The following is a 26761-nucleotide window of genomic DNA, read 5'->3' as shown; positions in this document are numbered from 1 at the left end:
CTGCACGAGCGGCGGCCACCTGACGCGGCGTGCGCAACCTCTCGGGCAAGTCTGCGAGGTCAGACCAGGTTGATGTTCTCGGCCTGCGGACCCTTCTGGCCCTGGGTGACGTCGAACGTCACGGCCTGGCCCTCCTGGAGCTCACGAAAGCCGGTGGAGTTGATCGCGGAGTAGTGCGCGAAGACATCCGGGCCGCCGCCGTCCTGGGCGATGAAGCCGAAGCCCTTCTCCGCGTTGAACCACTTCACAGTTCCCGTTGCCATACCTCATGCCTTCCAGTCGATGAACGCCTCCCACTCCATGTGGCAGACGGAGGTGATCGTCCTGGTCCCTGCGGCACAGCACAGCAAAACGCCCACACCAAAGGCGCGGGCAGGGAATTCCGAACCACGACAGCTGACGCAGACGCTACACGCCCACACACCGGGTCACCACAGGAAATGATCACGCCACACACGAGACCGTGCGTGCGGTGCCCGCCGACGCTGACGGGCACGCTCATCTCATGCTGCTGCCGTCGGGTTCGCTGATTCGGCGGCGCGGCGGTATTCGGCGTTGAGGCGCTGGGCTTCCTCGAGCTGGTCTTCGAGGATGACGATCCGGCAGGCGGCCTCGATGGGGGTCCCGTGGTCGACGAGTTCCCGGGCGCGGGCGGCAACGCGCAACTGGTAGCGGGAGTAGCGGCGATGTCCGCCTGCGGAGCGCAGCGGGGTGATGAGGCGGTGTTCGCCGATGGCCCGGAGGAAGCCCTGTGTGGTGCCGAGCAGTTCGGCGGCCCGGCCCATGGTGTACGCGGGGTAGTCGTCGTCATCGAGACGGCCGAACGTGTCGTCTGCTGTCATCGCACCTCTCTGTGGAACGCGTGGAGGGGCCCTGGCGCCGTACTGGCACCAGGGCCCCGAAGGAACTACTACACCATCTGCCGGCCCTGATACTGCACCGGCCTTCTGTTTCCGCAAACCCGACCGAGACGCTGTCGGGGGCGCGGGGATCGCGGTTGCTTGACCGGAGACCACCTCACTATCGATGTCCTGCGGTACCCGGGTCCAAGACTTCCGCCCGAGCGATCCTGATGGCGCTCGGCTCCTGTCGTGCGGCATCAGGGGCGCCGTATGCGCCCGTCTCGCCCGGTTGCGCCATCGTCCAAGCCACCCGGGCGGGCCGGTTGCATAGAATCCGATCCCATGCCGAAGCCTGACGAGCTGCTCGTTGCGATAGCCGCCCTTGTGGAGTCCGGGCAGAGTAATCAGATGTCCCTGACCGTGGTCACCAGTGGTGCTGTCATCACCGGTCGGCTGGCTCCGGAAGCCATGTGGAGGCAGAGGGTGTCTGAGGTGCTGACGGACTCCGCCCACCTGGGCGAGTTCTCCGCCGTCTTCCAGACCCCCGCGAGGAAGGACGGACCGCCCACGCATTTGCATTTCCACGTCGCCCGGATCCTGCAGGGTACGGTGGGGATCCCGGAGACAGGCGGGATGTACCGCGTCGCGATCGAGGACGTCAGTGCCTGGACCGTGGGCGACTTCAGCTACTCGGACCACTGACTCACCGGCCCACGGCACACAGTGAAACCCCACCGGCACGCTTCCGATCTAGTGGTCGCCGCAACACCCCAGTTCAAGGCGTGCGACGGACTTCGAGATCCGGAAGGATCGGCGTCCTCAGGGGCCCAGGAGGTTGGACCCTGAGCAGGAGGAATGCCTTCGGCTCGTGGATCTAGGAAGAGGGAACACGGAAGCCTGCCGGATCATCGGCATCAACCGCCGCACCGGCAAGCGTCGGCTCTACGGCCGGCAGGCATCCGCGAGGTACAGGGCAGCCCCGCCCATCGTGGACACGGGGCTGTCCTGGCAAGCGCCCGAACCCCCGGCTCGCCCTGAGGAACCCGTCGGCCCGTCGCGCTACCTCACCGAGGCCGACCGCATCCACATCGCCGACCGGCTCCGGGAGAAGGCGTCAGTCCGGGCCATGCGGCCGAGCTTGGCCGCAGTCCCTCCACCGTAAGCCGGGAGATCGCCGCAACCGCACGCTCATGCCCCACGGCGGCTGGTCCTACCGTCCGCACGCCGCCCAGCGCCGCGCGGACGCCCGCGAACCGCGCCCCCGGCCCGGCAAGATCGCCCAGAACCCCAGGCTCCGGGACTTCCTCCAGGACCACGTGACCCGGCGGTGGAGCTCGGAGCAGATCTGCCACGCTCTACGGGCACGCTTCCCCGACCAGCCGGAGATGCACTACGACCAAGGCCGCGGGGAACTGAGGCGCGAGCTGACCCGGGCCCTGCGGACCGGACGCGCCACCGAACTCAACAGCCGCCCGCGCAGAACGCTCGACTGGTAGACCCCAGCCGAGCGTCTGTCTAAACTGCTCGCGGCTTGATCAACTCACCGCAGTGTTGCTACGGCCCCTGGAATTCGCCCACGCCGGTGGGGCCTCACTGCTCGGTTCGGCTCACACCTGTCCGTACGTCAGGCGGACAGGGGGAGCGCCGAGCGTTGCGGAAGCCGGCCCGTGCGGGTCGACCAGGGGCGCAGATGCGGCGGTAGGGCGGGTGCGGCAGGTGAAGCCGAGTTGGGTCATGGCCCTGAGGACTTCGCCGGTGCTGAAATCACGCCGGTCCTGGCGGGTGACGACCTGGCCGACCTGCTTGGCGGGGTAGTGGCGTCGTCCGATGATGACGAACTCACCGGTGACCAGCTCAGGTGTGATGCCCTTCATCGATTCCACCACGCCGCTCTTGGTCAGGTCGAACGGGAAGCGAGCGATGACACAGCGCATGATGCCTCCAGGGAGAAGAGAAGACGGGGCCGGATAGGGGTGACGGCGGTTCAGCGAGAGAGGGCGAGGACGCCCAGAGCGTTGCCGTGTCCGTCGACCACGGGCGGGGCCCCGAGCCGGCGGCAGCGCATCGCACGCTCGGCTTCGGCCCTCGTGGCCAGCGGCGAGGCGAATGGCCCGATGACGTCGGCGATGTCACGCAGGCGGATCCGGTCCGTGTATCCGGAGCCGTCACGAACGGCCGTGAGCCGGTCCCGGGTGACCAGGCCGGTGCACATACCGTCCTCGTCGCAGACGACCAGCTGACTTGTACAGGCGGCAGCCATCACGGACAGTGCCACCTCCACGGTCATGTCCTCCCACACCTGCGGTCCGGCCGCGTCCGCGGGATCGGCCGCCGTCTGCACGGCGTTGGTACGTGTTGAGCGGAACTGCGTCTGGTCCAGCGTCAAAGGGTGCCTCCTGTGAAGTTGGGCGGGCTTCCTGACACGAAGGTTCTATGCCGCCGCATCGGCGGTGGACTGCCGTACGGGCGCGCGGCGGGCCGCCGAGACGGCACGGCGTCGGCCGCGTGAGGTGGCGCCGCGCTTCTTGGGGCGTTCGACCACCGGTGCGGTGATGACGACCGGGATGCCGGAGGGGGCCTGGGCGCCAGTGATGCGGTGCAGGGCCTCTTCGCCGACGCGGACCTGGGTGGTCTGCGGGACGATGCCGGCCGCTGCCATGAGGCGGGTCATGCCGCGGCGCTGGTTGGGGGTGACCAGGGTGACGACGCTGCCGGACTCTCCTGCGCGGGCGGTGCGGCCGCCGCGGTGGAGGTAGTCCTTGTGGTCGGTCGGCGGGTCGACGTTGACGACGAGGTCCAGGTTGTCGACGTGGATGCCGCGCGCCGCGACGTTGGTCGCTACCAGCACGTTGACGTGTCCGGTCTTGAACTGTGCCAGCGTGCGGGTGCGCTGTGGCTGTGACTTCCCGCCGTGCAGGGCGGCGGCCCGTACCCCGCTGTTCAGGAGGTGTTCGGTGAGGCCGTCGACGGCGTGCTTGGTGTCGAGGAACATGATCACGCGGCCGTCGCGTGCGGCGATCTGGGTGGTTGCCGTGTGCTTGTCGGCGCCGTGAATGTGGAGCACGTGGTGTTCCATCGTCGTGACCGCGCCGGCCGAGGGGTCGACGGAGTGCACAACGGGGTCGCTGAGGTAGCGGCGCACGAGCAGGTCGACGTTGCGGTCGAGAGTGGCGGAGAACAGCATGCGCTGGCCTTCGGGGCGGACCTGGTCGAGGAGGGCGGTGACCTGCGGCATGAAGCCCATGTCGGCCATCTGGTCGGCCTCGTCGAGGACGGTGATGGAAATCTGGTTCAGCCGGCAGTCGCCACGGTCGATGAGGTCTTTGAGGCGTCCCGGCGTGGCGACGACGATCTCGGCGCCGGCGCGCAGCGCGCTCGCCTGTCGGCCGATCGGCATTCCGCCCACCACCGTAGCCAGCCGCAGCCTCACGGAGCGGGCGTACGGGGCGAGAGCGTCGGTGACCTGCTGCGCCAGTTCACGCGTGGGTACGAGGATCAGCCCCAGCGGCTGCCTGGCCTCGGCGCGCTGCCCGGCCGTACGGGCCAGCAGCGCCAGCCCGAAGGCGAGGGTCTTGCCGGAGCCGGTGCGGCCACGGCCCAGTACGTCCCGGCCGGCGAGGGAATTCGGCAGGGTCGCGGCCTGGATCGGGAAGGGTACGGTCACGCCTTGCGAGCTGAGCGCGCCCAGCAGCGCCCCGGGCATGTCGAGATCGGCGAAGCCCTCCACGGCGGGGAGCGCGGGAGTGATCGTCCTGGGCAGCGCGAACTCCCCCTGGACCGCGGCGGGCCGGCGGCCGTAACCACCGGAACGGCTCGGCCCGCCGGAGCGGCTCGTGGCCGACGAACCGAATCGGCTGCCGCCCCTGCCGGAGTCGGTACTGCCGTTACGGGTGCGGGTGAAGCGGTCGTTCGTGCGTGTGCGGTTCATGCGGAACCTTCCTCGATGCGGCACATATCAAGGAATTCCCGCAGCGATCAGCAGCACAGAGAATTGCAAGAATGGACCGGTGGAATGCGACAGCGAATCTGACCGACGGAAAATCCGTGCGGGCACAGGCGCTGGAATGAGTGGCGCGAAGCCGACGCAATGTTCGGGCGTCCGCCGCTATGAAGCTATGAAGCTATGAAGCTATGAAGGGTGCGTACACCCCTGGAGGATGCTCCGTATGCGCTGAGCCTACGGGTTTCCTGGTTGTCGTCCGCAGGTGAAACTACTGCGGAAAATGCGAGTAGCTGGGGCCCGCACCCCGAAGGACGCGGGCCCCAGCTACAAGTACGCGACAGTCAGCGTCAGGCGAGAACGATGTTCTCGGCCGTCGGGCCCTTCTGGCCCTGCGCGATGTCGAAGGTCACCTTCTGGCCCTCGATCAGCTCACGGAAGCCCTGGGCGGCAATGTTCGAGTAGTGGGCGAACACATCAGCGCCGCCACCGTCCTGCTCGATGAAGCCGAAGCCCTTTTCCGCGTTGAACCACTTGACAGTACCAGAAGCCATGTCATTTCTCCTTTGGGGCAGAGCATCGGGATCCGCACTGCACGGACCCCGTGTCGCCGCGATGATCACCCCGCCGGGAAAAAGACCGGAGAACAAAAGTGCTTCCAGTGGCACAGGCGCCGCCCGGAGGGCACTTGAAGTTTTGGGAACCACAACTGCAACTGAGATCGACAGTAGCACGCCGAAGCGGCCTGTGTACGGTGAAGAATCCCACCCCACTTAATGCGGTAGAGAATCTGTCTGCCTGTGCCGTTGAAACCTCAGCTCGCGGGCACAGATTTTGGACCCAGCCGGAGCGCAACGTTTCGGGAGGTTTTGGGGGCGCGCCCAGCGTGAAGACTACTCCCCCAAGGGATGGTGCGGCCGGGCGTGGAGATCAGGGGGGTTCCGGTAAGCGTCACGGCCCGTCTCCGGCGCACGCATGGGAACGGCCATATCGAAGGTCATCAAGGACCAGACCGTCGATCAGCTCGGTGGAAGCAGCAGCATCCTGGTGCGGCAACGCCGTGAGAACGAGGAAACGGCGGCTGACGGATCAGTACATGACCCTCGACGACCTTCACCAGCGGGGACGCGCTCTGAAGCAGGCGGTGCAGCTGGTCTTCAGCCATGCCTTCGTGGAAGAGACGGTGCTGTGGCCCGCCGTACGAGCCTCAGGCCCGGACGGCGAGGAACTGACGACAGCCGCAGTCGTTTTTCACGGCGGTACATGGGCACGCAAGGTGCGCAACACCGGCCGCGTACCCTCGGACAAGGCAGTGCTCTCATCCCGGAATTCCAGTTCGGCGGCGCCACCGACCCGAGCCAACCGCATCTGGGCCATTCCCCCAGGCGAGTCCCCGGCTACGCCCCGCCCGCAACGCGCGCACGGGCATGCGCACGTCGCGGGCCACTGCACGAAACGCGCGAGTGGATAGCGCGAGTGCCGGTGAAGCGGTTAGATCGCGGGACTCATCGACTCAGCCGCCGCTCTTGCGCCTGAACGACCGCTGGCTCGCAGCCGGGCCGTGCGCCGAACGCACCTTCGATGTATCGGACTTGGCGGCAACATCAGCGGCATCCGCCTGCGCACCGCGCTTGCGCGCCAGGGCTTCGCGGAACTTGCGCTTGAGGTCGTAGTTGCCGTCGCTGTCCGGCTCCAGAGGGGACGTCTCGGGGTCAGCCGGCTCCGAACCTTCCGTAGATACGGGCTCTGCGGTCATGGTGACCTCCTGGGTTCGGGGGTGGGCAAGCACAGCTTGTCATGCCGGGCGCAGTGCCAGGCGCCGGCAACATCATCTTGCTCCGTTTCGGCGGGCATCCCTCCCGCGGCGAAAGGCGTTGACTTCGTAGGTGAGGCACACAGGACGGCTTCGGGCCGGGCCGAGGGTTGTCGATCCCGTGGCCAGGCTGCCAGGGCAACGGCTCTCAGCCGTTGCGACGCACGAGGGCGGCCCTGCGGGCCTCGGCGAGCTTGCGGGCCTCGCCCGCCTTTCGGGACTTGCCGCCGGCGCCGCGGGAGGTGCCCTTGCTCGTGCCGAGGCCGCGGAAGGGAGCGTTGGTGTTCTTGGGTCGGGGGACGGTGGGCCCGCCGTCGAGCGGGATCCCGGAGGGAGCCTTGGCGCCGGTGATCCGGCTCAGCTCCGCCTCGCCCGAGCGCACCTTGGTGACGGTCGGCTCGATGCCGGCCTCGGCCATCATGCGGCTCGTCTCACGGCGCTGGCCCGCCAGCACGAGCGTGACCACGCTGCCGGACTCACCGGCGCGGGCGGTGCGGCCCGCCCGGTGCACATAGTCCTTGGCATCGGTGGGCGGGTCGACGTTGACCACGAGATCGAGGTCGTCGACGTGCAGGCCACGGGCCGCGACATTGGTCGCCACCAGAACGGTGATCTGGCTGTTCTTGAACTGCGCCAGGGTCCGTGTGCGCTGTGGCTGGGACTTGCCGCTGTGCAGGGCCCCGGCGTGCACCCCGCTGGCCCGCAGATGCCGGGTGAGCTGGTCGACGGCGTGCTTGGTGTCGAGGAACAGCAGTACGCGGCCGTCGCGGGCGGCGATTTCCGTGATGACGGCGTAGCGGTCAGGGCCGTGGACGACCAGAACGTGGTGCTCCATCGTCGTGACTGTGCCCGCGGCCGGGTCGACCGAGTGGACGATGGGGTCGTGAAGGTAGCGGCGGACCAGTTGATCGACGTCGCGATCGAGAGTGGCCGAGAAAAGCATCCGCTGACCGTCGGGGTGCACCTGGTCGAGCACGTCGGCAACCTGCGGAAGGAATCCCAAGTCGCACATCTGGTCGGCCTCGTCCAGCACGGTGATTCTCACCCGTCCCAGGCGGCAGGCGTTGCGCTCGATCAGGTCGTGCAGGCGTCCGGGGGTGGCGACGACCACCTCGGCTCCCTGGCGCAGCGCGGCGACCTGCCGGCCGATCGACGTTCCGCCGACGACCGTGGCGATCCGCAGCCCCAGTGCCTGGGCGTACGGCGCCAGCGCCTGGGTGACCTGTTGGGCCAGCTCCCGGGTAGGCACCAGGATCAGAGCAAGGGGCTGCTTCGGTTCCGCGCGCCGCCCGGCCGTCCGTGCGAGCAGCGGCAGGCCGAAAGCGAGCGTCTTGCCTGATCCGGTGCGCCCGCGCCCCAGGATGTCGCACCCCTCCAGAGCATCGGGCAGTGTGGCGGCCTGGATCGGAAAGGGTTCGCGCACCCCGAGTTCGCTCAGTGTCCGCAGCACCTCCGTCGGCAGTTCCAGACCGGCGAAGGTGACGGCCGGGAGCAGCGTCGGGGTCGTTGCCCCAGGCTGGGCGGGACTGCCGTGAGCGATACCGGAGTCATTGGGATGCTTCATAAACAGCCTTCCGCAAGGGAACTTACCGAGGAAGGCCCGGCAGGTTTGGACAGCCCACGCACAAGCCGAACGGAACAGACAGAATCGCCCACCGCGACGACCACGCAAACGCGTGAGACTAACACACGACATAACCTCGCGCCGCTGATACCGATCGCCCCTGTGTACGGGGCTGGCAGCGGGTCGGCCTGGAACAACCGTTCCCTTGGAGAACGGCCCCACCCCACGGGCGAGCCACGAACAGCAGGTCGAGCTCCGGTGGAGCAAGGACGAGCGAGTAGAACCCGAGGACCCTGCACCTGCTCGTCCTGATCGCCTCGTTCGCCCTGACCGGCTACGCCATGCTGCGCCTGTTCGCCGGCCAGCCCTGGGAGGTGGCGATCTGGTTCGTCGGTGCGGCGATCCTCCACGACCTCATCCTGCTGCCCCTGTACTCGCTGGCCGACCTGTCGGCCCTCTCCGTACTGCGGCACCGAGCCGCCGACAGGCCGACGGTGCCGTGGATCAACTACCTGCGCGTCCCCGCCTTCCTGTCAGGTCTGCTCCTGCTGGTCTGGTTCCCCCTCGTCCTCCGTCTGGCGGTCCCCTACCCCGGCGACACCGGGCTGTCCGACAGCGTCTACCTCGGCCGATGGCTGGCGATCACCGGCGTAGTCTTCGCCGCCTCCGCCGTGGCCTTCGCGATGAGACTGCGCCGCCTGAGGCGGGCCGGCCGCGGCGACAAGAACCGACCCGCCGCAGGGCACGGCGCAGCACCGTGACAACGGACGAGGGCGAGCTGTACGACGCCGACGAGGACCCCTACGCGCTCGCCCTGGGCCCCGGCCGAGAACCGGTGTACCTACGGCTGGCCGACGGGCGCCGGATCCGGATGCCGGTACACCGCTGGCACGAGCAGCCCACGGCAGCCGACAAGACCGTACTGGAACGCTGCATCGGCCCCGTCCTCGACGTCGGCTGCGGCCCGGGCCGCATGTGCAGAGCACTCCTGAGCCGGGGAGTCTTCGCCCTCGGGGTCGACATCGCGCCTCGCGCGGTCGCCCTGACCACCACCATAGGCGGGCTCGCACTGTGCCGATCGGTCTTCGACCGACTGCCGGCAGAGAGAGGCTGGCAGACGGTGCTGCTCATCGACGGCAGCATCGGCATCGGTGGCGATCCTCGTGGCCTGCTGCGCCGCTGCGGCGGCCTCGTCGCCCCCACCGGGCGCCTCGTCGTCGAGGTCGACCCCGACGACGTCGAGGAACAGTGCACCGCCCGGTTCGAGGACCTCCACGGCCGGACCGGTCCGTTCTTTCCCTGGGCACGGCTCGGGCGACGAGCCCTCCGCAGGATCGCCGCCAACCTTGCTCTCAGCGTCACCGATCAGTGGACGAGCGGGCACCGCTGCTTTGCCACTCTCACTCACCGGGGATCATCCTGTGACCGCCCTGACACGGGCCCCGCAGTGACGGACGCCGGCCGGACCGAGTCGGACGGCCGACAGGGCGGCCCGTGGCCACCGATCGCTCGAAGTCACGTCAACCACATGCTGAGGTGGCCAGGTGGCCTTGCCGGCCCGGCAGAGTATGCCCGCGTGGGTCAAGGCGCCGATGATGCCGTGGGTTCGGGCGGCCTTGATGTCGTGAACTGCGCCGGGCCGGGCAGCTAAGGCCCGGAGCAACTCAGCGGGGGCTGCGTCGGCTTCATGCCTCTCAGGCAGGCACCCAGTGCGACAGTGAGAGCGGCAGCGCCATAGGCCCATGCCTGCAGGGGGAATCCGGGCAACAGTCGCCCTGCGAGGTAGAGGACTGTGCCGGCCACGGTGACGGCGAGCCACTCCCAGCGGCCGTCCAGAGCTGCGAGGGCGATGACGAGCATGGAGTACCAGGGGTAGTTGGGCGAGAACAGCAGCAGGGCCGTGCCGGTCAGCAGTAGGGCACCGCTCCAGGGGCGTGTCGGGTCGCCGCGCCACCATACGAACAGGGCCGTCAGGGCGAGCAGGACAACAGCGGCGATTCCGGCGGCCGAGTCCGGCAGGATCAGCCGTAGCAAGGCGAAGCGGCGTACGTCGCCGGGTTCGTAGCCCTCTTCGTTCAGGTAGCCGGGGAGATAGCCGAGGACGCTGGTGCCGGAGGCCAGGACGTAGGGCAGGTAGGCGATCGCGACCGCGCCGACGGCACCCGCCGTCACGCTCCCGATGCGTCGTGCGCTGCGCTGTCCGGACAGGGCGCCGGGCAGCGCCAGTACGGGCAGCAGTTTGACCGCGATGGCCGCGCCGAGCAGGGCGCCGCGACGCGCCCCGGCGGTGGCGGTGCCGAGTGCCAGCACGGTGAGCAGGACGCCGAGGGCGTCGACGTGGGCGTTGTTGACGGCTTCGAAGGGGACGGCTGGGCACCAACCCCACAGTGCGGCGCGGGCAGGGGCCCGTTGCGGGTCGCCGCGTCGCCGCAGGACGGCGAGCAGGGTGACGGTGGTGCCGAATGCCAGTGCTGCTCCCCCCACTTGGAGCGGTTTGTGACGAGTACCCGGTGGCGAAAGGGCGTGAACGGCGAGGAACCAGCCCTCCGCGACGGGCGGGTAGATCGTCGGCACGGTGGGCCGGTTGATGCGGACGCACGCGCCGCTGTCGGTGCGCCTCAGTCCCCAGCCGTCGCAGGCTCCGCTGGTGGGAAAGAGCCACTCGTCCCGCAGACGAGCGAGTTGGGGGGCGGCCGGCGGGTGGGCGTAGGGGGAGATACCGGCCGCCTGCACGCGGCCGTCCCAGGCGTAGCGGTACATGTCGTCGCTGGTGCGGGGCGGTGCCGCCAGGCCGGACAGTGCGACGGCGGCGGAGCCCGCGAGCACCAGGAAGGTCGCGGCGCGAGCGGGGAGTTTACGCACGGTCCAGACCCCGGCGGCGAACAGTGCCCAGGAGATGGCGTATCCCACGAGCAGGCGGCCCGGGTCGCTCTGGTTGTCGCCGGCGTGGAGGGTGCCGATGACAACGGCGCTGAGTGCGACGAGCACCGCCACGACCAGGGTGGTACGCGTACGACCGGCGTGGCGGATCACCGGCTCTGCGGGGTGGTCGGGCAACGGCTCGGCGGGCCGGGGCACCGACCGACGCGTGGGGGCGCTGCCTGTCATGAGTGGTGGGGCCTTTCGGTCATCGAGGGCTGCGTGTCGGGGTGACTCTCGCGTCGGCGGCGTAGTTCCACGAACGGGCGTCCCACGGCCGTCCACCTACCGGTCAGGATCCAGCCGGCGGAGTCTGCGGCGTTCAGGAGCGCGGTGGTGCCGAGCCTGGCCCAGGGGAAGGCCCTGCCGTGGTGACCGTGGGCGTCCTCGACGCGCACGGTGAGGCGCTGGTCCACGTCCTGCGGGGCGGCTTCGGCCAGCAGGAGCCCGCCGGGGGCGATGAGTTCGCGCATGCGGCGGAGCAGGGCGACGGGATCGCCGCCGATGCCGATGTTGCCGTCCATCAGCAGCACGGTGCCCCAGCGGCCTTCGCCCGGGAGGCGGTCGAAGGCCGAGCGCTGGATGGCGGCGCCACCACTGCGCCGGGTGCGCTTCACGGCGTCCCGGCTGAGGTCCACGCCCAGCGCCGGTACGCCGCGGGCGGCCAGTGCGGCCACCATGCGTCCCGGTCCGCATCCCACGTCCAGGACGGAGCCCGTACATCGGCGCAGCACGCTCGTGTCCGCCGCGTCGGGAGGTGCACACCAGCGCTCCACGTCCAGCGGCAGCACGTGCTCCTCGCCGAAGCCGTCGGGGTGATCAGGGTGTGACAGACGGCGCAGGAACAGCGGGCCGCGTCCGGTGCGCAGGGCGTGGGCATAGGGATCGTCGATCCACGGGGTGCCCGGTTCCACGGGCATGGCGGGGCGGACGGGGAGCGTCGGCATGCGCTTCCTGGCCCTGACCACCGTCGGGTTCTCCGCCCGGGGCTCCGCCACGGCCGGTTCCGGCCGCTCGGCCACGGCGGAGTCGATTCCGACCGCCGTCCCGCTCATCGGACCACCTCTGCCATTGAGTTGAGGACGGCGGCGAAGCGGGAGCCGCGTGCACAGAAGGCGGCGACCGCGGCAGCGTCGGCTGCGGTGTCCACGTCACGCAGTACCGGCAGGTCGTTCACGGCCAGTCCTGCCTCGGCCAGGCGGATGCGCTGGATCGCGCCCGTACGGTCCGTGGACATGGGCACCCCACAGACCAGGGCACCGGCCCGGGCAGGATCGGCGAGGCCGAGCGCCCAGAACCCGCCGTCCGCGGCCGGACCGAACCAGGCGTCGTGGCCGTCGTGGCCGACGTCGGCGATCATGTCGGCGGTCAGTTGCGGGGTGTCCATGCCGACCAGCAGCGTCGGGCCGTCACAGTGGGCGAAAGCAGCGACGATCCGCTGGTCCAGGCCGCCGGGGCTCTGGGGTACGACGTCGTAGCCGGGCGGCAGCCAGGGACCAGGGGTGCCGTCGAGAGCGAGCACGCGACGGCGTGCGGGGGCCTGCAGCAGGGTGTGGAGCGTGTCGGTGAGGGCGGCCTCGGCCAGGGTGACTGCTTCCTGAGGTGTATACGGCGGGGTGAGCCGGGTCTTGACGCGGCCGGGCACGGGTTCCTTGGCGATCACCAGCAGGGTCACCGGGGGCAGGGCGTTCATCGTCCGACTCCCCGCACGCCGGTGACGGCGGTCGTGGTGGCGGGTGTCTCGGCGAGCACGGCACGCATGTCGTGTACCGCCTGCCAGGTGCCTCGCCAGGTGCCGGTGACCTTGGAGCGGCCGGTGCGCGGGTGGTAGGGCACCTCCGTCTCGCGCACCCGCCAGCCGGCGTCGGCGCCGCGCACCACCATCTGCAGCGGGTAGCCGGAGCGCCGATCGGTCAGGTCGAGGGCCAGCAGGGCTTCGCGGCGGACGGCGCGCATCGGGCCGAGGTCGTGCAGGCGCACCCCCGTGCGCCTGCGGATGAGCCGGGCCAGCTCCAGGTTGGCCAGGCGCGCGTGCACGGGCCACGCCTTGGGGGACGTGGGGCGCCGCCGGCCCAGCACCAGATCGGCGGTGCCGCCCAGCACAGGTGCGGCGATGTCCGGCAGTAGGGCGGGGTCGAGGGAGGCGTCGCAGTCGCAGAAGCAGACGACGTCTGCGGTGGCCGCCATCAGGCCGGCGTGGCAGGCGGCGCCGAAGCCGCGTACCGGCTCGGTCACCACGTGGGCGCCGAATGCGCGGGCGATGCCCGCCGAGCCGTCGGTGGAGCCGTTGTCGACCACGATGGCGCGCCAGCCGGGCGGGATCCGGTCGAGCACCCACGGCAGGGCCTCGGCCTCGTCCAGACAGGGCAGCACCACATCGACCCGGGCGGGAGAAGAGGGGGAAGTCGAGATCACCCCACTCACCCTACGAACACAAAAGGGGCGTAAGGGACTTGGCGTCCTTACAGATCTCTGACGTCGGCGGCAGTCCTTACGGATCTCTGACGTCCGCCACCACTCCCCCTGACAGCCGCGGGGCAGTGTGAGACTCGATACCGTGAAACGCGTACTCGTCGTGGACGACGACCCGACCGTCTCCGAGGTCGTCGCCGGATACCTGACCCGGGCGGGCTTCGACGTCGATGTGGCCGCCGACGGTCCCTCCGCCGTGGCCAGGGCCACCGCGCAGCCGCCGGAACTGGTGGTGCTGGACCTGATGCTGCCCGGCATGGACGGGCTGGAGGTCTGCCGCCGAATCCGCGAGACCGGCCCGCTGCCCGTGATCATGCTGACGGCGCGGGGTGACGAGGAGGACCGCATCCTCGGCCTGGAGGTCGGGGCCGACGACTATGTCACCAAGCCTTTCAGCCCGAGGGAGCTGGTCCTGCGGGTGCAGTCGGTGCTGCGCCGTGCGGGAGCGCTGGCGGCGGTGCGGAGCGCACCGTCCGTACCGCGCCTGACCGGACTACGGGCCGGACCGCTCGCTCTGGACGCCACGGCTCGCCGAGCCACCCGCAGTGGTCGGGAACTTGCCCTGACCATCAGGGAGTTCGATCTGCTGGAGTTCTTCCTGCGCAATCCCGGGCGGGCCACCAGCCGGGAGGAACTGATGCGTCGCGTGTGGGGCTGGGAGTTCGGTGACCTGTCCACCGTCACCGTCCATGTACGGCGGCTGCGCGAGAAGATCGAGGACGACCCGGCCCGCCCGCGGCTGATCAACACCGTGTGGGGCGTCGGCTACCGCTTCGATGTACCTGAGGCGAACGGGGCGGACGATGCTGCGTGACACCTTCCTGATCGCCCTGTACGCGGCGATCGGCGCGGGCGCCGCCGGACTGCTCGGTGTGGCCGCCCTGAGGCTGCTGCGCAACCGCTCGGTCGCGCTGTCGCTGGCCGTGGTCGCCGCCGTCGCCGTGGCGGCGATGCTCGCCGGGACAATGCTCGTGTCGTGGGCGATGCTGCTGTCGGATCACGACCTGTGGGTCGTCACCATGGTGTGCTCCATAGCGGCGATCGTCTCCCTCGCGGTGGCGCTCGTCCTCGGCCGCAGCGTCGTCAAGGGCAGCCAGGCCCTCACCGAGGCCACCCGCGTCCTGGGTGACGAGGGCCGCTTCACCCCGCCAAGCACCGCTCCCACGGCTGAACTGGCCCAACTGGTCCGGGAGTTGGACGCGACCAGTGCGAAGCTGGCCGCCTCAAGGGAGCGCGAGCGGGCCTTGGAGGAGTCCCGACGGGAGCTTGTCGCCTGGATCTCCCACGACCTGCGCACACCGCTCGCCGGGCTGCAGGCGATGACCGAGGCGCTTGAGGACGGCATGGTCGACGATCCGAGCGTCTACCACGCCCGGATCCGCACGGAGGTCGAGCGGCTCAGCGAGATGGTCGGCGACCTGTTCGAACTCTCCCGCATCCAGGCCGGCGTGCTCGCCCTGAACACGGCCCGCATGTCGGTCTACGACCTCGTCGGCGACGCGATCGCGGGCGCCGACGCCCTCGCCAGGGAACACGGCGTGCGGATCATCGGCGACGGAGTCGAACCGGTGCCGATCGAGGTCGACGGCCGCGAGATGTCCCGCGTCCTGGCCAACCTCCTCGTCAACGCCATCCACCGCACGCCCACCGACGGAACGGTCGCCGTCTCCGCCCGGGAGGAGGGCGGCAGCGTCGTCGTCTCGGTGACCGACGGCTGCGGCGGCATCCCGTCCGAGGACCTGCCCCGCGTCTTCGACACCGGCTGGCGCGGCACCGACGCCCGCACCCCGCCCGCCGGTGCGGGCCTGGGACTGGCCATCGTGCGGGGCATCGTCGAGGCCCACAGCGGCCGGGCCGCCGTCCACAACGTGCCCGGCGGCTGCCGCTTCGAGGTCCGCCTGCCGACAGCCGCCTGAGTGCATTTCCCGGTCCGGAGAAGGGCCGTCCCTGTGGAGTACAGGGACGCCCCCCGAGTTGTCACCGGGGAAGGCTCAGCCTGACCGCAGCGCAGCCTTCGCGAACTCCGCCATTCCCTCGGCGAAGTCCACCACCGGTTTCCAGCCCAGCTCGTCGCAGAGCCTGCGCGAGGAAGCGGTGATGTGACGGACGTCGCCGAGCCGGTACTCCCCGGTGACGACGGGTGCGTCGCCGCCGTGTGCCGCGGCCAGCGCGGCGGCCATCTCCCCCACCGTGTGCGGCTCGCCGCTGCCGACGTTGTACGCCCGCAGGCCACCCTCCGGCAGAGCGGGCAGCCCCTCCATGGCCGTGAGGTTGGCCCCCGCGACGTCCCGCACGTGCACGAAGTCCCGGCGCTGACCGCCGTCCTCGAACACACGTGGCGCCTCACCGCGCGCGAGCGCGGACCGGAACAAAGAGGCGACTCCCGCGTACGGGGTGTCCCGCGGCATACCCGGCCCGTACACGTTGTGGTACCGGAGCGCCGCCACCCGTCCACCGGTGGCCCGCGCCCACGACGCGGCCAGGTGCTCCTGCGCGAGCTTGGTGGCCGCGTAGACGTTGCGCGGATCGGTCGGCGCCTCCTCCCCCACCAGCCCGGCGGACAGGGGCTCGCCACAGTGTGGGCACGGTGGTTCGAAACGGCCCGCGTCCAGCTCGGCGATCCGTCGCGGCCGCGGCCGTACGACGCCGTGCTGGGCACACTCGTAGCGGCCCTCGCCGTACACCACCATGGAACTCGCCAGCACGAGTCGGCGCACCCCGGCCGCAGCCATGCCTGCCAGCAGTACGGCCGTGCCGAGGTCGTTGCAGCCGACGTAGTCGGGCGCGTCCGCGAAGTCCTTGCCGAGCCCGACCATCGCCGCCTGATGGCAGACTGCGTCCACGCCCCGCAGAGCGTCCACCACCGCCCCCCTGTCGCGAACATCCGCGTGGCGCCAGTCGACACCATCGGGGACGGGCGGCGGCGTACGGTGGGCGGCGGGCAGGAGCGCGTCGAGCACACGTACCTCGTGCCCGGCACTGGTGAAAGCGCTGACGATGTGCGAGCCGATGAAGCCCACACCTCCGGTGACCAGGATCAACATGCTCCGACGCTAAGCCTGACCGCGCGTCTGCGGATGCCGGGACGGGGATCCGTCAGGGGTTCGTAAGCCTTCCGGACCGGCCGGACGCCGCCACGCTCAGCAGACCGAAGCCCACGGCGAAAGCGAGCATGGTGAACACGCCGCGGGGCCAGAAGATGTGACTGTCGAGAAACGACCAGCACGCCCCCAGCACCACCACGGCCCCGGGCAGCACCCGGACGCCGTGGCGCCGCAGCAGTACCGCGCCGGCGGCGAGCGCGGCGACCGTCAGCCCGTACACCCCTGCCCGTCCCAACTCGTCGCCGGTCGAGAACAGCCACCCCACCGCCCCATGCACCCCGTGTACCGCCACCGTCCCGGCAGAGATACCGGCCACAGCGTCCAGCCCCGAGTAGTACGCCGCGTAGCCAAGACACCCGGCCCAGGCCACCAAGATGAGTGCGCCGTCGACGTCACGCCCCGGTCTGCCCCACAGCGGCACCAGCAGGCCGAGCGCCAGCAGCGGAAAGGCGGGCAGCAGGGCGACATGCAGCCCCGCCCAGTGAGCGGCCGTCGACGCGGTGAGATGCCGCGGGTGGACCAGGCCCGCCACAGCTAGAAACAGGGGCGGAGCCGTTACGAAGACCACCGTACGAAGAGTGCGCATGGCGCCACCGTAGGAATGACCTACGCCAGGCGGGGCCCGTGCCGGCGATGCGTAAGACACCCGTAAGACGCCGCCGTCACGAAGGTGGACGCCGTCGGCTGCGTCGGACCTCCTTCGCCACCACCAGCAGAGCCGTGAACGTGGCCACGGCCACCAGGATCAGCAGCCAGTTGCGCGGATAGTCGAGCGGCAGCACCGTCGAGTTGGCCCGGGGCCCCGGTCGCAGCAGCACCGGCAGCGCCACCGCGGTAAGGGCACCCCCTACGAGCAGCGCCCCGCGGATGGGCCCCCGCACCCCGCTAGGGACCAGCACCAGCCCGACGAGCAGCACCAGCGGCGCGACCAGCGCGTCGTGCAACACCACCGCCCCGCCGAGCCACTCCAGCACACCCATCAGGTCCTGCTGCCTGTCCAACAGCAAGGACGCGCCGACACCCATCAGCGCCAGCCCGGCGGCACCGGCCAGCAGTCGCAGCACTTTGACCCTCATGACAACACCTCCAGTCGGCCGACCCACTTGGTCTGCAGTACGCCCGGACGGTTCGGAGCGATCAGGCGCACCGGGTAACCGTGGTCGGGCGACAGTTCCTCACCGTTCAGCCGCAGTGCGAGCAGGGTCAGCGGGTCCCGGGCGTGCTCGTGACCCATCTCGGAGACCCGGTAACCGCCCCGGGTCTGCAACGACACCACCCGTACCCGCGCGTGGACCGGGGCTCCCACCCGCTCCAGCAGGTCCACGACGCGCACGCCTGTCCAGTGCGCCGACTTGCTCCAGCCCTCCACGCAGGCGATCGGCAGCTCGACCTCGTGCTGGGGCAGTGCGCGCAGCTCGTCCAACGTCAGCGTGCAGGGCCGCGGTCCGGCGATGGTCAGGCGGTAGCGCTCGGCATGGATCAGGCCGACCCCGGCCGCGGCAGCAGTCCGGTTGACCGGCAGGCCCTCGGAACCATGGTCAGGGTGGCGGGGTGCGAGGAGGGTCAGGCCCCTCAGCGGGGTGAAGGACTGCCCCACCGTGGTCACAGTGACGGCGCCGACCGCCGCTGCCACCGCGGCGAGCAGGGAGCGCCGATCCGGGGCGTCCTCGGCGGGCAGGGACAGCGTGCCCGCCGAGCGACGGCTCCAGTGTGCCGCGATCTCAGGTGCCTTGACCGCGATGTGCAGCACCAGCGCTCCTATCAGCAGCCAGGCCACGGCGTAGTGCACCTCCACGAAGGAGAAGGGCCACGGGTACCACTGGGCGGTGTTCAGCAGGCCGGTCGCCAGCTCGAAGAGGGCGGCTGCGACCAGGAAGGCCACCGACACCCGTTCCAAGGCGTGCCGCACCGAGCGCACCGGGGGCCACTCGAACAGGCGGGGATACACCGTCCACAACTTGGCGAGCAGCAAGGGAATCGCCGCGATACCGGACGCGACGTGGAGCCCCTGCGTGAACCGGTAGCCCCACACCGGACGGCTGGGCAGCTCGTTGGCGAGCCATCCCGGCGGGTGCTGCATGAAGTGACTGATCAAACCGGTGCAGAAGCACACCGCGAACGCCAGGCCGAGCCACCGCCCGATCGAGGTCGCCGTGCGGGCATCGTGCAGTCGGCCCTTGAACACGGGCGGAAAGAAGCGCGATCTCATGCCTTCCATCCCACCGGGAGGAAGGCCGCCATGGAACGTCCGACCGCCTTACGGAACTGGGACGTCTCCCGGCCACAGGGCACGCCCAACATCCGCGACACTCCGCCCGACGCCGTCCTGACCACCCGTGTGACAGGCAGGTGGCGGAAGTTGGGAACCTGTCCGGCGTCCGCGCTTCGCAGCACAGCCGACACGCCGTCCAGCACCTCGAAGCCTCCACACGGGCCTTCCAGGAACACCTCCTGCGAGGCGGTCGGGCCGGTGCACAGCCTTGCCTGAGCAGGACAGCCACAGCGTGAGGACGCACACGCGTCGCTGCCCGGCCAACGCCGACCACGTGGCCGCGAAGTTGACCTCCGACTCCTCACCCGCAGCTTTCGACCGAGGGAGCGTGCCCTCCAGGAACCGCCGGGCCGCCGTGGCCTCCGCCCCAACGGCCGTCCCTCCCGCAGCGGTCCTGACAGCCCGGAACAGGTCAGTGCGTACCCAACTCGCCGAACTGTCGACTCCAACGGCGGGCACCTGCGCTGGGCGGCCGAATTCCTTTCGAGAGCATGACGTTTCCCGATGCCGTGATCTCGAACTGTGCCGGCGCGGCTAGCGTGCTGGGCATGACGAACGCGGAGATCGGTGTCATCGGCGGGTCCGGCTTCTACTCCTTCCTCGACGAGGTGACCGAGGTCCAGGTCGACACCCCGTACGGAGCACCCAGCGACTCCCTCTTCCTCGGCGTGATCGCCGGCCGACAGGTCGCCTTCCTCCCCCGCCACGGACGCGGCCACCATCTGCCCCCGCACCGCATCAACTACCGTGCCAACCTGTGGGCGCTGCGCTCCGTCGGCGTACGTCAGGTTCTCGGCCCGTGCGCGGTGGGCGGACTGCGCCCGGAGTACGGGCCGGGCACACTGCTGATCCCCGACCAGCTGGTGGACCGCACGAAGACCCGGGTGCAGACGTACTTCGACGGGCTGCCGCTCCCGGACGGCACCGTGCCGAACGTGGTGCACGTGTCCCTGGCCGACCCGTACTGCCCCGCCGGACGGGCGGTCGCGCTCAAGGCCGCGTGCGGACGGGACTGGATGCCGGTGGACGGCGGCGCCCTGGTCGTCGTCGAAGGGCCACGGTTCTCCACCCGCGCAGAATCGTTGTGGCACCGGGCGCAGGGCTGGTCCGTGGTGGGCATGACCGGTCATCCCGAAGCTGCGCTCGCCCGTGAACTGGAGTTGTGCTACACGTCGTTGACCATGGTCACGGACCTCGACGCGGGGGCGGAGACCGGGGAGGGCGTCTCGCACGACGAGGTGCTGAAGGTCTTCGCGGCGAATGTGGACCGGTTGCGGGGCGTGCTGTTCGACGCGGTGGCCGCGCTGCCCACCATCGAGGAACGGGATTGCCTGTGCGTGAACGCGCTCGGCGGAATGAACCCGGGCTTCGAACTACCCTAGCCGCACAGGGTTCGAGGGTGTCCCGACAGCGGGACGTCGTCCTACCCAGTCGGCCGGTATCGCATGTCCGGCTCGCTTCGCAGACGCCCCTATAACGGGGGGTCGGTAGGGACCGTCCCGACCAGGTTGAAGACCTCCCGGGCGGCATATCGCTTGAGGCATCGGATGATCTCACGACGGGTTCTGCCCTCCTGGGTGTGGCGTTCGTAGTACGCCTGGGTGCGCGGGTCGTGACGCAGGCGGGTGAAGACGATGCGGTGCAGGGAGGCGTTTGCCTGCCGGTCGCCGCCGTAGTTGAGCCGTCGCGTGATTCGCCGCCCGGAGGAGTACTCGATGGGGCTGACTCCGCAAAGAGCTGCAAAGGATGCCTCGGTGTTCAGTCGCTCGGGGTTGTCTCCCATGGTGATCAGGAGAGTGACGGCGCTGTCCGGGCCGATGCCCACCGGTACGAGCAGCTGTGGGGCGTGGCGTTCGACGAGCTGGGTCAGGCGTTGGTTCAGCTCATTGATCTGTGCGGTGAGCTGTTCGATGCGCTGGGCGAGCATGCTCAGGGGCATGTGGGTAGCTTGGGCTACCGCGTCATCGTCTCCCTCATCGTCGAGTAAGCCGAGGCCCGCGCAGGTGCGGAACAGCTCGGCGTTGCCGAGGCTGGACAGTCGTTCCCGCAGGGCGGGGTCGGCGATGACCAGGACGGCTTTGAGCTGGTTGATCGCTTGGGTGCGGGCCTTGACAGCGGAGTCCTTGGCGAGTTTGTAGATCCGGGCGCTGTGCACCGGACCGTCGCCGGACTTGGCTCGGGCCCGGGCGCGGCCGCTGAGCACGGCCCGCGCGGCGGCCTGCGCGTCGAGCGGGTCCGACTTCCCCAGCAGCCGGCGGGCCGAGCGATCCGGCCGGTTCACCTCATATACCTCGACCTGCTGCGCCAGCAGGTAACGGGCCAGGCCGGCGCCGAAGGTGCCGGTGCCCTCCACACCGGCCCGGCGCACCGTCCCCCGCTTGCGGGCCCACACGAGCAGCCGCCGGTAGCCGGCCACCGTCGCCGGAAAGGACTCGGTGCCCAAGATCTTCCCCAGCGGGGACACCACGGCGGCGACGTGCACCTCACCGTGTGTGTCCACGCCCAGTACGACCTCTCTCCGCACGGGAGGATCCGTACTGGAGGAGGTGCTGCGCTGTCTGGTCGTCATGGTGGTCCGCCTCCCGCGTGTTGACATGCTGGTGGATGGCACCGGCCCGCTCGGGCGGTCTGAACCGTAATGGCGCCTGATCCTCGGCAAGGCCCCTATTGGGACACGCCCTGTGGCTCGGTACCAGCAGTCGCCATCCCGCAACGACAGTCGACAAGCCTGTGACTGGACACGTCGGTCATAGATCTCATGAGTCAGACCCCGTCCGGGACGGCACTGTGCAACCGTCCCATCGATCCCGGCATAACGTCGTGGCTCGATCACTGCCGGATGGCTTCGAACGAACCGGCGCCCAACCTGGCTTTGACGGGCTGACACCGTGCTGACTACTCGCCGATTCGTGACCGGCATTGACGAACGGCTTGTGGCCCTGCGGAGCATTGGTTCCAAGGCGTTCGGGGTCGGCCTGGGCATCACGGCCTCGGCATGCGGCACACCTTCGACGCCGACTACATCACCGCGATCGACAACACCACCCGCAAGCTCATGGCCGACGGCAAGCGGCCCGTGTCAGTGGGCTTCTGGTTCGCGCTCGGGCACTCCAGCGTGGTCGTCGTCTTGGCCGCGCTGGTCGCCGGGGGCGCGAAGCTTGCCGGCACCTTGATGAACGACGGCTCCCGAACCCATCAAGTCCTCGGCACCATCGGCATCACGGTCTCCGGCGGCTTCCTGTACCTGATCGCCGCCCTCAACCTCGTCGCCCTGTTCGGCATCATCCGGGTCTTTAAGGCAAGCCCGGGAAGTTAGGGGCTGGTGTCGTTCGTCAAGGCGACTCTTGGCGTGACGGTAAAGCTGCTGGTGATGCGGCGTTTTGCCCAGCTGGCACCTGCCTTGGGCTTGTTGTAGGCGTAGGGCGAGAGCGTGCGTTTGACGGTGCGCGGGCTGGTCCTGTGCCGTCGCTTCCCGGGGTGGAGGTGGCGGGGGTTGAGCAGGGCCGCGGTGATGCCGGCCGAGTGGCGGTCAGCGCTGATCACGCTGTGTCGGAGGGTGCGCAGGGCGACAGTGAAGGACAACCGGTCAGGGTCGAGGCCGGCGGTGTCGGCGGCCTGGCCCGTGGCGATCCGTAGGGCCTGGTAGGTGATCAGGTAGGCGTAGATCTCCTGGTTGACCCCGGTGGGGTGGTGGGAGCGCAGGACCTGGTTGGGGCCGCGCAGCGTGGCCTTGAACGCGAAGAACGTCGTTTCGGCTTCCCAGCGCTGGTGGTAGAGCTGGGCGAGGTCGGCGGCCGGGTAGCGGTCGGGATCCAGCAGGGTGGTCAGCAGCCGCATCGAGGAGGTGCGGGTGTCGCCGTCGGCGGTGGTGACGGCGATGGTCACCTCGATGACCCGGGCAAGCAGGCCGTGGACCTGCGGCGGGATGCCGCCGCTGCGAACCCACTGGTGGTAGCGGATGGAGTGCTTGGGCAGGGGCAGGAAGCAGATGCCCGAGCCGTCGGGCAGTGCTTGCAAGACCGGCATCGGGTGGCGGGTCTTGGATCTGAACAGCAGATCGGCGCCGGTGTCGGCGACCTCACGCATCAGTGCGTAGCTGTCGTAGCCGCGATCGGCCAGCAGCAGCATGCCCGGGACGAGGCTGGGCAGCAGTCGGCGCACCTGTCCGGCCTCGCCGCCAGTGCGGGGGCCGAAGACCGCGTCGATCAGGGCGCGGGTTCCGCATTCCACCAGCGCCGAGAGGTGCACCTGCGGATAGCCGGCCGGGCCGTGTCCGGAGCGGTGTCGCTTGAAGACAGCCACGTTGGCGGCGGTGTCGGCTGCCTCCACGGTGGTGGCGTCCCAGGCCACCAGCCGCAGCCCCTGCCAGAATGCGCCGGCTGTTGCCGTGGTGGCCACGGGGCCGCGCAGCCGGCCGAACAGCACGGCCAACGGCTCTACTCCCACCCGGCGGCGGGCCGCTCGTAGTGCAGCGGCCGACGGCTCGACGGCCCGTGAGCGCAGCCCCGCGGTCATCGACGCCCATACTCCGCCATAGCCACAGCCCGGGAAGAGGGCCATGGCCAGCACGAAGTACACCACCACCCGAGAGGGCAGCTTGCGCACACGTTTCTGAACCCGTCGAGTCACGGCGAGTACTTCGTCCACCAGCTGCGGCGTGACGATCTGTGTCAGCTCTCCAAGATGCCCGGCAGCGAAGGCACTTCGGCCGACGGCGGGCATGCCAGACTGAACATGCAACGGGGCTCCTGCAGGAACGGTGTCTTGGTCGACTCCCGTCCTACGCGGAGCCCCGTTCGCCTACCCCGACTTCACCGAACCGCTTGACACCACACCCAACGGCCTAACTTCCCGGGCTTGGTCTTTAAGGCCATGCGCGCCGGACGCTGCGACAAGGCGGAGCTGGAAGCGCACCTGGACTCGGGCGGCTTGATGAACCGCCTCCTGGGCCGGTTCACCAAGCCGATCCTCCGACCGGGGCAGATGTTCCCTCTTGGCTTCGTCTTCGGCATCGGCTTCGACACCTCGACCGAGGTTCTGCTCCTCGCCCTGGCCGGCAACGGCGCCGCCGCCGGCCTGCCCTGGTGCGCGGTTCTGTGCCTGCCCCTGCTCTTCGCGGCGGTATGAGCCTGTTCGACACACTCGACGGCACGTTCATGAACTTCGCCTACCACTGGGCGTTCTCCAACCCGGTGCGCAAGGTGTTCTACAACCTCACCATCACCGGCCTGTCCATCGCGGTGGCCTTCTTCATCGGCACGATCGAACTGGTCGGCGTCCTGCACGACAAGCTCGGCCTCGACGATGACGTCACCGGCTGGATCTCGGGCCTGGACCTGGACAACGTCGGCTACGTCATCATCGGTCTGTTCGTGGTCGTCTGGGCCGTAGCCATCGCCCACTGGCGCCTGGCCAAGGTCGAGGAGCGCTGGAGCGCCCGCGCCGCGGACACCGGCTGACGGCACTGTGGCCGTCGCCGTAACCCCGGCCTGATCAGTTGTGCACGAAGTGGCTGGGCCTGCCGTCGCGTTGGATCAGACGGCCCAGCCGGGCCGCCGTCGCTCGGGGGACGAGCGTCCAGGTGCCGTCGGCGCGGTGGAGTGCGGCGGAGTGCCAGGGGGTGGTCCAGGCGTCGGGGGCGTCGAGGAGGCGGATGCCGAATTTCGGGGCGCCGACGGGTTGCGGGTGGATCGAGAGGCGTACGGCGTGGGGGTGGTGCTCGGCGATCAGGTTGCCCCAGGCGCGGCTGCGCTGGATGACGCCGTAGGCGCGTTGTCGGCATGCGCGCTGCAGGGCGGAGCGGGTGCCGGTCCAGTCGGCGGTGTCCTCGACGAGGAAGCGCGTGATGCCCCGGTAGAGGGCGAGGGCCTGGTCGTCGGCACGGACCTCGGCACGCAGTGCGTCCAGGGTGGGGGCGTAGTGGTCGTGGACGCGGGCGCGTTTCGTGTCGTGCGGGAGGTCGCCAAGGATGTCGCGGAGGTCGAAGACGGACAGTCTGTCCAGGCCCAGTCGGGCTATCTGTATTCGCAGGTCGTCGGCGTACGCGTCGATGTGGTGGTCGGGGACGTGGATGAGGTCACCGAAGACGTGGCCGTCGGAACAGATGATCACCCGGGCGCCGGGCGCGTAGATCCGCTCGATCTCGGTGCACAGGGTGTTCAGGAACGTCAGGGAGAGGCGTTCACCCTGGTCGGGGAGGTGGCCGAGGACCTTGGCGGGGTTGGGGGACTTGCAGGGGAAGCCGGGCAGGGTGAAGACGACCGGGGCGCCCTCGTGTACGAAGTCGGCGATGCGGCGCAACTGATGAGGGAACGCTTCCGCAGGGGCGGCAACGGGAGCGCGGTCGGCCGTGCGGTGATGTGGCAGGAGCAGGTTGAGGATCTCGGTGCCGATGCGGGTGGGGAGGGCGTCTGACGCGGTCGTCAGGGGCATGTCGTTCCTCCTGGAGTACGAGGGCATGTCGACATGGCGCCGTGGCGGGAATGCACGCCAGGCGCCAGTGGGCAGCGGGTTTGGGTCAGCCGAGACCGGTCCGGCCGGTGTGGCCGGACACGGTCAGCGGTACGTCGGTGTCAAAGGCGTCGGTCGTAGCCGACGGGCAGGCTGTTGGTGCCGCGACCGAGGACGGCGGGGATCCACTCGATGTCCTCGACTTTGATGGCGAGATGTAGGCCGGGCAGCCGGGTGAGCAGGGCGCCCAGGGCGATCTGGAGTTCGGCGCGAGCGAGGGCCGCGCCGGGGCAGAAGTGAATACCGTGGCCGAAGGCGAGGTGGGGGTTGGGGCTGCGGTGGAAGTCGAGGACGTCGGGGTCGGGGAAACGGCGCGGGTCGCGGTTGGCGGCGCACAGGGAGACGATCACGGAGTCACCGGCCGGGACCTCGGTGCCGTGCAGGTCGCTGTCCTTGTCGAAGAAGCGCCAGGTGGTGAGCTCGAAGGCGCTGTCGTAGCGGAGGAGTTCCTCCACCGCGCGGGGCAGCAGGTCCGGTTCGTCGCGCAGCCGGGCCAGCTGGTCCGGGTTGCGGAAGAGAGCGATCAGGGCCGTGGTGATCTGGTTGGTGACGGGTTCCTGGCCCGCGACGAGGAGCTGGAAGATCATGGAGTCCAGCTCTTCCTGGGACAGCTCACGGCGGTCGCGTGCCACGACCAGGCGGCTGAGCAGGTCGTCGTCCCAGTGTTCGCGCTTGTGGGCGACGACGTCGGCGATGTAGCTCTGCAGGCCGTGCAGACGCGCCTCATACAGCGGGCGGCCTGGGTCGGTGGGGCCGACCGGTTGGACGACCTTGCCCCAGTCGCGGTCGAAGCGGGCCGCGAGCTCCTGCGGAAGGCCGATGACTTCGGCGAGGACCTGGAAGGGGAAGTGGGCGGCGAAGCCGGTGACGAGGTCGGCCGGGCCGGACTCGGGCAGGGCGTCGATCAGCGCATCCGCCAGTTCCTGGAAGCGGGGGCGCAGGCTCTCGATCCGGCGTGGGGTGAAGGCGTCGGTGACGAAGCGGCGCATGCGCGTGTGCTGGGGCGGGTCCTGGTGGAGGAGGTGGACCTGGAGCTGGGAGTGCTGGGGCTCGGGCATGATCGAGGCGCGGGCGCGCCAGCGGTCGTTGCCGCGGTCGTGGTTCTTGCCCAGGCGCTCGTCGTTCAGCGCGGCGTGGGCGGCGTCATAGCCGGTGACGAGCCAGGCTTGCACTCCGCTGGGGAAGAGGACGCGGTGGACCGGGCCGGCCTCGCGCATCTGCTCGTACAGGGGGTAGGGGTCGGCCTTGTAGGGGCAGCCCATCAGCGGGACCGGATCGGGCAGGACGTCCGGATCGGCGCCGGGCATCGGCTCCTGGATGGTCAT

At 69.7% G+C, this 26761-nt stretch carries 26 protein-coding genes and 3 pseudogenes; 9 read left to right on the top strand and 20 right to left on the bottom strand.

The window, feature by feature from the left end; genetic code table 11:
- Positions 1-59: 59 nt before the first annotated feature.
- Positions 60-263: a cold-shock protein gene (locus tag ACFYZB_RS39045; RefSeq protein ID WP_055495910.1), complete on the bottom strand. Its 204-nt coding sequence runs from the start codon at positions 261-263 to the stop codon at positions 60-62.
- Between the two features lie 240 nt (positions 264-503).
- Positions 504-842 (bottom strand): MerR family transcriptional regulator, encoded by a 339-nt coding sequence (locus tag ACFYZB_RS39040; protein WP_102909439.1) that lies wholly within the window; start codon positions 840-842, stop codon positions 504-506.
- Between the two features lie 342 nt (positions 843-1184).
- On the opposite strand from ACFYZB_RS39040, the gene ACFYZB_RS39035 reads away from it, so the two are divergent.
- The gene (locus ACFYZB_RS39035) at positions 1185-1544 is read left to right on the top strand and encodes a hypothetical protein (protein WP_388766539.1); all 360 of its coding nucleotides are present in this window, start codon (positions 1185-1187) and stop codon (positions 1542-1544) included.
- 97 nt (positions 1545-1641) lie between these two features.
- Positions 1642-2323 (top strand): annotated as a pseudogene (locus ACFYZB_RS39030) (transposase); the annotation flags it as partial.
- Positions 2324-2449: 126 nt separating this feature from the next.
- Here the strand turns inward: ACFYZB_RS39030 and ACFYZB_RS39025 are convergent.
- From ACFYZB_RS39025 to ACFYZB_RS39000, 6 genes are all read right to left on the bottom strand, one after another.
- The gene (locus ACFYZB_RS39025; RefSeq protein WP_388766538.1) at positions 2450-2776 is read right to left on the bottom strand and encodes an SCO5918 family protein; all 327 of its coding nucleotides are present in this window, start codon (positions 2774-2776) and stop codon (positions 2450-2452) included.
- Between the two features lie 50 nt (positions 2777-2826).
- Complete coding sequence (locus tag ACFYZB_RS39020; protein ID WP_388766536.1) at positions 2827-3228, bottom strand: CBS domain-containing protein; 402 nt, start codon at positions 3226-3228, stop codon at positions 2827-2829.
- Positions 3229-3273: 45 nt separating this feature from the next.
- Positions 3274-4770, bottom strand: a complete 1497-nt coding sequence (locus tag ACFYZB_RS39015; RefSeq protein ID WP_388766533.1) for a DEAD/DEAH box helicase — start codon at positions 4768-4770, stop codon at positions 3274-3276.
- A gap of 362 nt (positions 4771-5132) precedes the next feature.
- A complete protein-coding gene (locus ACFYZB_RS39010; protein WP_043505040.1) occupies positions 5133-5336 on the bottom strand; it encodes a cold-shock protein in 204 nt (67 codons plus the stop codon).
- Between the two features lie 959 nt (positions 5337-6295).
- Positions 6296-6538 (bottom strand): DUF5302 domain-containing protein, encoded by a 243-nt coding sequence (locus ACFYZB_RS39005; protein ID WP_351214584.1) that lies wholly within the window; start codon positions 6536-6538, stop codon positions 6296-6298.
- A gap of 205 nt (positions 6539-6743) precedes the next feature.
- The gene (locus tag ACFYZB_RS39000) at positions 6744-8159 is read right to left on the bottom strand and encodes a DEAD/DEAH box helicase (RefSeq protein ID WP_388766531.1); all 1416 of its coding nucleotides are present in this window, start codon (positions 8157-8159) and stop codon (positions 6744-6746) included.
- A gap of 341 nt (positions 8160-8500) precedes the next feature.
- On the opposite strand from ACFYZB_RS39000, the gene ACFYZB_RS38995 reads away from it, so the two are divergent.
- Positions 8501-8920, top strand: coding sequence for a hypothetical protein (locus ACFYZB_RS38995; protein WP_388766529.1), 420 nt, complete (start codon positions 8501-8503; stop codon positions 8918-8920).
- Positions 8917-9810 (top strand): class I SAM-dependent methyltransferase, encoded by an 894-nt coding sequence (locus ACFYZB_RS38990; RefSeq protein ID WP_388766527.1) that lies wholly within the window; start codon positions 8917-8919, stop codon positions 9808-9810. The genes ACFYZB_RS38995 and ACFYZB_RS38990 overlap by 4 nt, the downstream gene beginning before the upstream one ends.
- Here the strand turns inward: ACFYZB_RS38990 and ACFYZB_RS38985 are convergent.
- Genes ACFYZB_RS38985 through ACFYZB_RS38970 form a run of 4 tightly spaced genes read right to left on the bottom strand, consistent with a single transcriptional unit; the run spans position 9807 to position 13493 of the window.
- Positions 9807-11267 (bottom strand): glycosyltransferase 87 family protein, encoded by a 1461-nt coding sequence (locus ACFYZB_RS38985; protein ID WP_388766524.1) that lies wholly within the window; start codon positions 11265-11267, stop codon positions 9807-9809. The two genes, ACFYZB_RS38990 and ACFYZB_RS38985, sit on opposite strands and share 4 nt — an antisense overlap.
- A complete protein-coding gene (locus ACFYZB_RS38980; RefSeq protein ID WP_388766522.1) occupies positions 11264-12133 on the bottom strand; it encodes a class I SAM-dependent DNA methyltransferase in 870 nt (289 codons plus the stop codon). The genes ACFYZB_RS38985 and ACFYZB_RS38980 overlap by 4 nt, the downstream gene beginning before the upstream one ends.
- Positions 12130-12771 (bottom strand): DUF2064 domain-containing protein, encoded by a 642-nt coding sequence (locus tag ACFYZB_RS38975; RefSeq protein ID WP_388766521.1) that lies wholly within the window; start codon positions 12769-12771, stop codon positions 12130-12132. The genes ACFYZB_RS38980 and ACFYZB_RS38975 overlap by 4 nt, the downstream gene beginning before the upstream one ends.
- A complete protein-coding gene (locus ACFYZB_RS38970; RefSeq protein ID WP_388766519.1) occupies positions 12768-13493 on the bottom strand; it encodes a glycosyltransferase family 2 protein in 726 nt (241 codons plus the stop codon). The genes ACFYZB_RS38975 and ACFYZB_RS38970 overlap by 4 nt, the downstream gene beginning before the upstream one ends.
- Before the next feature lie 142 nt (positions 13494-13635).
- On the opposite strand from ACFYZB_RS38970, the gene ACFYZB_RS38965 reads away from it, so the two are divergent.
- Both ACFYZB_RS38965 and ACFYZB_RS38960 read left to right on the top strand, forming a co-directional pair.
- The gene (locus ACFYZB_RS38965; RefSeq protein ID WP_055706174.1) at positions 13636-14364 is read left to right on the top strand and encodes a response regulator transcription factor; all 729 of its coding nucleotides are present in this window, start codon (positions 13636-13638) and stop codon (positions 14362-14364) included.
- Positions 14354-15466 (top strand): sensor histidine kinase, encoded by a 1113-nt coding sequence (locus ACFYZB_RS38960; protein WP_388766517.1) that lies wholly within the window; start codon positions 14354-14356, stop codon positions 15464-15466. The genes ACFYZB_RS38965 and ACFYZB_RS38960 overlap by 11 nt, the downstream gene beginning before the upstream one ends.
- Positions 15467-15541: 75 nt before the next feature.
- Here the strand turns inward: ACFYZB_RS38960 and ACFYZB_RS38955 are convergent, their stop codons facing one another.
- From ACFYZB_RS38955 to ACFYZB_RS38940, 4 genes are all read right to left on the bottom strand, one after another.
- Positions 15542-16594 carry an NAD-dependent epimerase/dehydratase family protein gene (locus ACFYZB_RS38955; protein WP_388766515.1) on the bottom strand — a complete coding sequence of 351 codons (1053 nt, stop codon included), beginning with the start codon at positions 16592-16594 and terminating at the stop codon, positions 15542-15544.
- A 52-nt stretch (positions 16595-16646) separates the two neighbouring features.
- Entirely contained in the window at positions 16647-17186 is a 540-nt protein-coding gene (locus tag ACFYZB_RS38950; RefSeq protein WP_388766514.1) for a hypothetical protein, read from the bottom strand.
- 130 nt (positions 17187-17316) lie between these two features.
- Positions 17317-17730, bottom strand: coding sequence for a hypothetical protein (locus ACFYZB_RS38945; protein ID WP_388766512.1), 414 nt, complete (start codon positions 17728-17730; stop codon positions 17317-17319).
- The gene (locus tag ACFYZB_RS38940; RefSeq protein WP_388766510.1) at positions 17727-18863 is read right to left on the bottom strand and encodes a molybdopterin-dependent oxidoreductase; all 1137 of its coding nucleotides are present in this window, start codon (positions 18861-18863) and stop codon (positions 17727-17729) included. Before ACFYZB_RS38940 ends, ACFYZB_RS38945 begins: the two co-directional genes overlap by 4 nt.
- A gap of 611 nt (positions 18864-19474) precedes the next feature.
- Between ACFYZB_RS38940 and ACFYZB_RS38935 the strand changes: the two genes are divergently transcribed.
- Positions 19475-20308, top strand: a complete 834-nt coding sequence (locus ACFYZB_RS38935) for an S-methyl-5'-thioadenosine phosphorylase (protein WP_388766509.1) — start codon at positions 19475-19477, stop codon at positions 20306-20308.
- Between the two features lie 89 nt (positions 20309-20397).
- Here the strand turns inward: ACFYZB_RS38935 and ACFYZB_RS38930 are convergent, their stop codons facing one another.
- Positions 20398-21495, bottom strand: a complete 1098-nt coding sequence (locus ACFYZB_RS38930; protein ID WP_388766508.1) for an IS110 family transposase — start codon at positions 21493-21495, stop codon at positions 20398-20400.
- A gap of 379 nt (positions 21496-21874) precedes the next feature.
- Between ACFYZB_RS38930 and ACFYZB_RS38925 the strand changes: the two are divergent.
- A pseudogene (locus tag ACFYZB_RS38925) lies at positions 21875-22227 on the top strand (HoxN/HupN/NixA family nickel/cobalt transporter); the annotation flags it as partial.
- 11 nt (positions 22228-22238) lie between these two features.
- On the opposite strand, the gene ACFYZB_RS38920 reads toward ACFYZB_RS38925, so the two are convergent.
- Complete coding sequence (locus ACFYZB_RS38920) at positions 22239-23648, bottom strand: IS4 family transposase (protein ID WP_388766570.1); 1410 nt, start codon at positions 23646-23648, stop codon at positions 22239-22241.
- Between the two features lie 138 nt (positions 23649-23786).
- Between ACFYZB_RS38920 and ACFYZB_RS38915 the strand changes: the two are divergent.
- A pseudogene (locus ACFYZB_RS38915) lies at positions 23787-24385 on the top strand (HoxN/HupN/NixA family nickel/cobalt transporter); the annotation flags it as partial.
- Between the two features lie 34 nt (positions 24386-24419).
- Here the strand turns inward: ACFYZB_RS38915 and ACFYZB_RS38910 are convergent.
- Positions 24420-25358: an L-tyrosine/L-tryptophan isonitrile synthase family protein gene (locus ACFYZB_RS38910; protein WP_388766506.1), complete on the bottom strand. Its 939-nt coding sequence runs from the start codon at positions 25356-25358 to the stop codon at positions 24420-24422.
- 140 nt (positions 25359-25498) lie between these two features.
- Entirely contained in the window at positions 25499-26761 is a 1263-nt protein-coding gene (locus tag ACFYZB_RS38905; protein ID WP_388766504.1) for a cytochrome P450, read from the bottom strand.

It is taken from the genome of Streptomyces sp. NPDC001852 (genome assembly GCF_042891825.1).
In the GTDB taxonomy this organism is placed as follows: Bacteria; Actinomycetota; Actinomycetes; order Streptomycetales; family Streptomycetaceae; genus Streptomyces.
The sequence above is the reverse complement of the archived record's forward strand: the minus strand, read 5'-3'. Positions and strand labels throughout refer to the sequence as shown.